Raw genomic sequence first — 7,756 nt, 5'->3', positions numbered from 1 at the left:
GCGCAAAGCATAGCGTCGCATCGGTCGGCCCTCCCGTCAGCCGACGCTCTATGAATCACGCATTCCGCCCGCTGGGAATCCCCTAACTGACGACACGCCCTAGGGAGCTTCGGCCGCGGAAACGGGAATTGCCGCGCCGAAGCTTCAGATGCTAACGACAATTTAACCGTCGCCGCCTGACAATGGATGTGGTTAAACCGGTTCCTGCGGGTCCGCCCGCGGGATCAGCCAACATGTTCGGGACGGGCGGCAGCCCTGGGAGGGTTTCGATGCTCGCGGAACCGAAAAGCGTCACGATACCGTCTGAGGCGGGGCCGCCTGCGGAAGGCCAGGCGGCGAAGCGTGTCCTCATCGTCGAGGACAACGAGCTGAACATGAAGCTCTTCCACGACCTGCTGGAAGCCCACGGTTTCGAAACCATCCAGACCCGCGACGGCACCGAGGCGCTGGCCCTGGCGCGCCGGCATCGTCCGGACCTGATCCTGATGGACATCCAGCTGCCCGAGGTGTCGGGCCTGGAGGTCACGCGCTGGATCAAGGAGGACGAAGAGCTGAAGTCCATCCCCGTCGTCGCCGTGACGGCCTTCGCGATGAAGGGGGACGAGGAGAAGATCCGGGAAGGCGGCTGCGAGGATTACATCGCCAAGCCGATCTCGGTGACCAAGTTCCTGCAATCCGTTCAGAAGTTCCTTCGCTAAACCCAAATCACGGGATCGGTCGCACATTCCATGTCTGCTCGCGTCCTTGTCGTCGATGATGTCCTGCCGAATGTGAAGCTGCTCGCGGCGAAGCTGACGCGCGAGTACTTCGACGTCATCACCGCCTACAACGGCCCCGAGGCGCTGGAGCTGGTGCGCAAGGAATCGCCGGACATCGTCCTGCTGGACGTCATGATGCCGGGCATGGACGGGTTCGAGGTGTGCGAGAAGATCCGCTCCGACCCCGACACCATGCACATCCCGGTGGTCATGGTGACGGCCCTGTCCGACGTGGCCGACCGCGTCCGGGGGCTGGAGGCGGGGGCCGACGACTTCCTGACGAAGCCGGTCAACGACATCGCACTGTTCGCCCGCGTGCGTTCCCTCGTCCGCCTGAAGATGATGATGGACGAATGGCGGCTGCGGGAGACCACCTCCGGCCAGTTCGGCGTCATCGAACGGTCCGGGACGACGCTGCGCAACGAGTCGTACGAGCGCGCGCGCGTGCTGGTGCTGGAAGACTCGATGCTGGATCTGGAGAAGATCACCGAGACGCTGGAGCGCGACCACCACCATGTGGTCTCCGCCGGCACCTGCGCCAAGGCGCTGGAGAAGGCGCTGGGGGACGAGCTGGACCTCGTTGTGGTCAGCCTGACCCTGTTGAGCGAGGACGGGCTGCGGCTCTGTTCCCAGCTGCGCTCGCACGAGCGCACGCGACAGGTGCCGATCCTGCTGGTGGTGGACGAGGGGGACCTCAACCGCGTCGCCAAGGGCCTGGAGCTGGGTGCCAACGACTACGTCATCAAGCCGATCGACCGGAACGAGCTGCTGGCCCGCGCCCGCACGCAGATCCGGCGCAAGCGCTACCAGGAACGGCTGCGGGCGAACTACGAGCACAGCCTGTCGATGGCGTTGACCGACAGCCTGACCGGCGTCTTCAACCGGCGCTACGTCAACGCGCATCTGCCGCGCCTGCTGGAACGGGCCGTCGACAGCCACAAGCCCGTCTCCGTCCTGCTGTTCGACATCGACCATTTCAAGGTGGTCAACGACACTTACGGCCACACCATCGGCGATGAGGTGCTGCGGGAGGTGTCCAGCCGCGCCAGCCGCAACCTGCGCACCTTCGATCTGGTGGCCCGCCTGGGCGGCGAGGAGTTCATCGTCATCCTGCCGGACACCGATGCGGAATCGGCGATGACCGTGGCGGAGCGCCTGCGCAACCGCATCGCCGACACGCTCTTTGCGGTGTCGGCCGATGTGGGCGAGGTGCCGGTGACCGTGTCCATCGGCGTGTCCGTCGGCGGCCATATGGGCGACACGGCGGAAGGCCTGATCCGCCGCGCCGACGAGGCGCTCTACGAGGCCAAGCGCGCCGGCCGCAACTGCGTCGTCGCCGACCCCCGCGCGGGCCTGCTGCTCGCTCCCTGAATATCCGACATCAAATATCCGACATCAAATATCCAACGTCACGGTCGCGTTCGTTCCGCCGTTGGCTTCCAGCGCGCCCTGCGCCAGTTCGAGCAGTCGCCGGATGTCGGCCAGCCCGTCCGGCGCGATCGGCACGGGCGCCTCGACCGCGACCCTGACCCGATGGCTGCCGAGGCGGAGCAGGCGCATGGACACGGCCCCCTCGGCGCCGTCGCGAATAGCCCGTCGCACCGCCCCCGACAGCAGCGCGTCCAGCGCGACGCCCAGCGCCAGCACGCGGTCGGCCGCCAGGCTGAGCGGCGGTGTTTCGCACTCCACGGTGATGCGGTGGGCGTCCGCCCGCTCAATACCAGCCACGGAACCGCAGAGCTGCGCCAGATGGTCGCCGAGCGCCGTCGTGCCGTCCATCTCCGGGGCCAGCAGCCGGTCGATATGGGCGGCCAGCGTCGCGGCGTCGGCCTTGGCGCCGTCGCGCACGCGCCGCCGGACCAGCCCGAGTAGAAGCCGCTGCCGCTCGGCGGCCCGGTCCCGCCGGCTGCGGACCACGGCATCGCCCAGGAGGTTCGCGAAGGAGGTCAGAAAAGTCACATCGGCGATGGTGAAGGCGCGTTCCTCATCCACGTCGACTTCCAGCACGCCGTAGGGACCCTGGTCGGTCATGATCACAACGTTCACCGTCGAGATGATGCCGTATTCGCCGTAGATGCCCGGAAGATGGTAGGCGGCGTTGCTCTGAACCTGGATGTCGACGACAGGGCGTTCTTCCAGGAGCACAATGCCGCAGGGGTTGCTTTCCTCGACGGGAGCCCGAACGCGGCCGACGACGCCGGGAAACCAGCCATGGCCGGCGCGCACCAGAAGTTCGCGCCCGCCCGGCAGCAGCTCCAAAATCTTCGTGTAGGGGACCTGTGCACCCTCCGCGCACAGGCGCGCGGCGTCGGCCAGGATGCGGTCGAGGTCCGTTTCGACCAGAGCCTTGCGCCCGAAATCGGCCAGCACGGCCTGCTGGTGCAGAAGCTGTTCGGGGGAGGGGGCGGCGTCCAGCAGCTGATCCGACCGAATGGGACCCTGCCGGATGTGGCCCTGCCGGATGGGGTCGCGAATCGTGCTGGTGTGGGGCTGACCAAGCTGGGACATCGAGAGGTTTCGGCGGTTGTGGGACGTGCTTCCATCAACACGCCGCTCGCTCCGGTGTCACAACGGGCCGATGCCTTGCACCAATCAATGACACATGCGCCGAAATGCAGAAGGCCGCCTAAAGAGGCGGCCTTCACGGTACCGGCGGTTCCGGGAAACCTTACTTGATCTTGGCTTCCTTGAACTCGACGTGCTTGCGCGCCACCGGGTCGTACTTGTTGAACGACAGCTTCTCGGTGGTCTTCTTCGGGTTCTTCTTCTTCACGTAGAAGAAGCCGGTGTCAGCCGTGCTCACCAGCTTGATGAGGACGGTGTTCTGCTTCGCCATGATCTCAATCCCGACATGAAATTCCGTGACCCGCCAGCCCGGCGGGGCGGCGTCGTAGCGCGGGAAGATAGCCGCTACAGCCGCCATGTCAAGTCTTTGTAGCCATCAACCGCCTGTAACCGCCAAGACCTTGTTGGGCGCAGGCCGTTGTTTCCCTTCAGCGTTCGGCCACCGTGTTGCTGGAGGCAAGGGCCACCGCGCGCTGGTACATGGCCGGTTCGGACAGGAGACGCAGCGCGACCTTCAGATCCAGCTCCGGCTCATGCTCCTTCCAGGGGCAGGCCTCGCGCAGGCGGGTCAGCGCTTCCTCGTCGTCGGCGGCCTTGGCGCGCCATCCGGCGAACTGCGCCGTCGGGCGGACGCGGCCGTCGCGCAGGTCGGTGAGCAGGGCGGCGGGGTCGTCCTGGCCGGCGCGGCTGGTGCAAACGGTCGGCTGCACGCCCTGGCGGTGCAGGGTGTAGCCGGCGGGCGTGTAGATGCGGCTCCAGGTCAGGAACAGCTCACCGTCGTTGGGCAGGCGCGTCACCGTCTGGACGCTGCCCTTCCCGTAGGAGGAGGCGCCGACGACCACCGCGCGGCCGGAGTCCTGAAGGGCCGCCGCCACGACCTCCGCCGAGGAGGCCGAACGGCCGTCCACCAGCACGACCAGGGGCAGGCCCTCCGCGATGTCGTCGGGGGCGGCCTCGAAGCGCTGGCGGCTGTCGGGGTGGCGTCCTTCGGTGGTGATGATTTTGCCGCGGGCGATGAACAGGTCGGCCACCGCGACCGCCTGGTCGAGCAGCCCGCCGGGGTTCCCGCGCAGGTCGAGCACATAGCCGCGCAGCCCCTTGCCGACGTTGTGGCGCACGGCCAGGGCCGCCTCACGCAGGTTCGCGGCGGTGGAGGCGTTGAAGCGGTCCACCTTCAGCACGCCGACCTGATCGGTCACGGTCGTGCTGACAGTGTTGGGGACGACGCGTTCGCGCCGGATCGGGGCGCGGCGGGGCGGGGCGCCGTCGCGGGCCAGCGTCAGAACGACCATCGTCCCGGTCGGGCCGCGCAGCCGGTCGCGCATCTCCGCCTCGGTCAGCTTGACCGTCAGCTCGCCGTCGATGGCCAGCAGCTGGTCGCCATCGCGGATGCCGGACCGGTCCGCCGGCCCGCGCGTCAGCACGTCGCGGACCACCGTGCGCCCGCCGTTGGTGTCGAGCGACAGGCCGATGCCGCCGTAGCCTTCGCGCTGGGCACGTTCGGTGGTGGCGCGCTGGGTTCCGGTGTAGCGCGAATAGCCGTCCAGATCGGCCATCACCCCGTCCAGGACCGCCTGATAAATCCGCTCCGGAGTCGCCTGATGCAGCGTGGGCGAATAGAGGCGTGCGCGTTCCGCGGCCTTGGTGGTCAGGGCGGCCCATCCCGCCGTGTCGGCGCCGCCCGGTGCCGGGTATTCCGCGATCAGCGAGTCGGACACGTACAGGCGTACGCTGTTGCCAGCGCGCTCCACGCGCGTGGTCGGGTCGATCGCGGTCAGCCCCTTCAACCCGTCAAGCCCCAGGCGGCCGAAATCGACGGGCTGCAGGTACACCTCGGCAATCTTGCCGTAGGCGACGGTGAAGACCTGTTCGGAGACGAAGACGCTGTCGGCGGCGGCTGCCGGACGGGGCAATTCCCCCCGGTGCCCGAGGAGGAGCATGACGGCCGCGAGCGGGATTACCAGACGCCGTCGCGGCGAAAACCCTCGATTGCGAATGCCCATGGCGCGCCGACCGCGGCCTCCTTGTCCAGAGGCGGATCCGGGCGGGTGAGGCCCGAATTCGAATGGACAAGAAATATCACCTCATCGGGGGCTCCGGACGCGACAAAAGTCGGCGAGCTACCTCTTTGTTGCGGATTGTCCACCGATTGTGACCTAGCGGCCACGGTGCCCCGAGCGCGCCCCGCCGCGGCCTTGCGGGGCGGCGCGCCGGCTGGGGTTGCCGCTTTGCCACGGCACGTCGGCGCCGTCCTCGGAAGGCAGGGCGAACAGCGTGCTGCCGGTCAGCGGGTCGGCCTCCACCAGCCGGACCTTCACCGGCGCGCCCAGCCGGTAAACGCGGCCCCAACGCTGCCCAACCAGCGCGTGCGCGTGCTCGTCATGCTCGTACTGGTCGTCGGGCAGGGTGCTGGCCGGGATCAGCCCGTCGGCACCGCTCTCGTCCAGCCGGATGAACAGGCCGAAGCGCGTCACGCCGGAAATCCGGCCGGAGAAGATCTCGCCAACCCGGTCGGCCAGGAAGGCGGCGGTGAAGCGGTCGATGGCGTCACGCTCCGCCGTGGCGGCCCGCCGCTCGGTCATGGATATGTGCTCGCCGATGTCCTCCATCCCGGCCATGGCCACGTCGTCCAGCCCGCCGGGGCCGAGCCCGTGCGCGCGGATCAGCGCCCGGTGCACGATCAGGTCGGCGTAGCGCCGGATCGGCGAGGTGAAGTGTGCGTAGCGGGTCAGCGCGAGGCCGAAGTGCCCGATGTTCTCCGGGCTGTACTCCGCCTGCGACTGGCTGCGCAGGATCACCTCGCTGACCAGTTGCGACTCGGGTGTTCCGGCGGCCTTGGCGAGGATGCGGGTGAAATGCTCCGGCGCCAGCTTCGGCAGCTTGGGAAGGCTGTAGCCGATGCCCGTCAGGAACTCCCGCAAGCTCTCCTGCTTGTCGGGGGAGGGCTGGTCGTGCACGCGGTAGAGGCCGGGCATGCCGGCCTTTTCCAGGCTTTCCGCCGCGGCGACGTTGGCGCAGATCATGAACTCCTCGATCAGCCGATGGCTGTCGAGTCGTTCACGCGGCGCGATCTCCGCCACCCGGCCACGCTCGTCCAGGTGCACGCGCCGTTCCGGCAGGTCGAGGTCCAGCGTGCCGCGCCGCCGGCGCGCCGCCCACAGGCAGTCGTAGGCGCCGTAGAGCGGGGCGATCACCGACTCCAGCAGCGGCCCGGTCACCTCGTCCGGCAGCCCGTCGCGGGCCGCCTGGACCTGTTCGTAGGTCAGCCGCGCGGCGGAGCGCATCAGGCCGCGCACGAACTGGTGCCGTTGCAGCACGCCGTGGCGATCGATCCACAGATGGACGGCGAAGCAGCCGCGATCCTCATGCGGCCGCAGGGAGCAGAGATCGTTCGACAGCGCCTCCGGCAGCATCGGCACGACGCGGTCGGGGAAATACACGGAGTTGCCGCGCTCGAACGCCGCGCGGTCCAGCGCCGATCCGGGGCGCACGTAGAAGGCCACGTCGGCGATGGCGACGAGCAGGTGCCAGCCGCCCTGGTTCGCCGGGTCCGTGTCGGGCTCCGCCCACACCGCGTCGTCGAAGTCGCGGGCGTCGGCCCCGTCGATGGTGACCAGCGGGATGCCGCGCAGGTCGGTGCGCCCGGTCAGGGAGGGGACGGAGGCGTGCTCCGCCTCCCGAATCGCGGCGTTGGGGAAGTCGGTGGGCAGGCCGTGGGTGTGGATGGCGATCAGGCTGACGGCGCGCGGCTCCGCCGTGTGGCCCAACCGCTCCACCACGCGCGCCTGCGGCAGGCCAAGGCGCCCGGCGGGCAGCACGTCGGCCAGCACCAGCTCGTCGGGCTCCGCGTCGTTGCGGTTGATGGGCAGGACGATCAGCTCGGTCTTGTTGCGCTTGTCGGTGGGGACGATGCGCCCGCCCTCCGGCGCCGGGCGGTAGACGCCCAGAACGCGCCCCACCGTGCCCTCGATCCGGCGGATGGTGCGCGCCTCGTAGAGCCGGTCGTTGACGCGGCTGAGCTTTGCCAGCACGCGGTCGCCCACGGCCAGCGCGGGGTGGCCCTTCTTCTCCGGCATCATGAAGATGCGTGGCGGGTTGCCCTCGCCGGTCCAGGTCAGGGGGCGAGCCATCACCTCGCCGTCGGGGTCGACGGAGGCCACCTCCAGCACGGCGACCTCCGGCAGGGACTGCGGCGGGGCGACGCGCTTGCCGCGCCCGCGCTCGACAGTGCCGTCGGCCTCCAACTCCTTCAGAAGGTCTTTCAGCCGCTCGCGGTCGGCGCTGCCGGACAGCTTGAAGGCGCGCGCGATCTCGCGCTTGCCCACGGGGGTGGTGCTGTCGCGGATGAAGGAGAGGATCGTGTCCTTGTCGGGAAAGCGGCTGCTGCGGGTCGTGTCGGTCAAGGGAGGTCGGGCCGTAAGGGGAGAATGGCT

At 68.8% G+C, this 7,756-nt stretch carries 6 protein-coding genes; 2 read left to right on the top strand and 4 right to left on the bottom strand.

What is annotated here, in order from left to right; all coding sequences use genetic code 11:
* The first annotated feature begins 269 nt into the window (after window positions 1-269).
* Window positions 270-698 carry a response regulator gene (locus ACSVC7_RS13435; protein ID WP_448204686.1) on the top strand — a complete coding sequence of 143 codons (429 nt, stop codon included), beginning with the start codon at window positions 270-272 and terminating at the stop codon, window positions 696-698.
* Between the two features lie 30 nt (window positions 699-728).
* Window positions 729-2,129, top strand: a complete 1,401-nt coding sequence (locus ACSVC7_RS13430; RefSeq protein WP_448204687.1) for a PleD family two-component system response regulator — start codon at window positions 729-731, stop codon at window positions 2,127-2,129.
* A gap of 24 nt (window positions 2,130-2,153) precedes the next feature.
* Here ACSVC7_RS13430 and ACSVC7_RS13425 read toward each other — a convergent pair whose 3' ends face one another.
* The 4 genes from ACSVC7_RS13425 to rnr all read right to left on the bottom strand — a co-directional run bounded on the left by ACSVC7_RS13425 (window position 2,154) and on the right by rnr (window position 7,726).
* Window positions 2,154-3,266 carry a GAF domain-containing protein gene (locus tag ACSVC7_RS13425; protein ID WP_448204688.1) on the bottom strand — a complete coding sequence of 371 codons (1,113 nt, stop codon included), beginning with the start codon at window positions 3,264-3,266 and terminating at the stop codon, window positions 2,154-2,156.
* A 160-nt stretch (window positions 3,267-3,426) separates the two neighbouring features.
* The gene (gene rpmG / locus ACSVC7_RS13420) at window positions 3,427-3,594 is read right to left on the bottom strand and encodes a 50S ribosomal protein L33 (protein WP_324882934.1); all 168 of its coding nucleotides are present in this window, start codon (window positions 3,592-3,594) and stop codon (window positions 3,427-3,429) included.
* A 157-nt stretch (window positions 3,595-3,751) separates the two neighbouring features.
* Window positions 3,752-5,263, bottom strand: a complete 1,512-nt coding sequence (locus ACSVC7_RS13415; protein ID WP_448204689.1) for a S41 family peptidase — start codon at window positions 5,261-5,263, stop codon at window positions 3,752-3,754.
* Between the two features lie 216 nt (window positions 5,264-5,479).
* Entirely contained in the window at window positions 5,480-7,726 is a 2,247-nt protein-coding gene (rnr, locus tag ACSVC7_RS13410; RefSeq protein WP_448204690.1) for a ribonuclease R, read from the bottom strand.
* Window positions 7,727-7,756 lie beyond the last annotated feature (30 nt).

It is taken from the genome of Azospirillum mesophilum (genome assembly GCF_053470405.2).
Note: the sequence above shows the minus strand (reverse complement) of the source record. Positions and strands in the feature narration are given on the sequence as shown.